The following is a 211-nucleotide window of genomic DNA, read 5'->3' on the forward strand; positions in this document are numbered from 1 at the left end:
TTTTGCTGTTCGCTGCCTCAGTGATGACAATGACGCCATATTTGCCGTAATCAAATGATGTTTCGGGGTGATATTTGTTCATTATTTATCTTCCCATTCTATAACCTGAAATAAGCCCATTTTTGGGTGATACCATTTGGATTTACGTTGTTCGGCTTCACCCATCATCAGACGGAAAGCGTTCATGAAGTCCTCTTTAAATACGATTTTC

General features: G+C 39.3%; 1 pseudogene. It reads right to left on the bottom strand.

Going from position 1 to position 211, the window contains the following annotated elements:
- Positions 1-81: 81 nt before the first annotated feature.
- Positions 82-211, bottom strand: a pseudogene (locus tag ACGF5R_RS25255) (ORF6N domain-containing protein); the annotation flags it as partial.

The sequence above is a fragment of the Photorhabdus sp. RM71S genome (assembly GCF_042879355.1).
Classification (GTDB): domain Bacteria; phylum Pseudomonadota; class Gammaproteobacteria; order Enterobacterales; family Enterobacteriaceae; genus Photorhabdus; species Photorhabdus kayaii.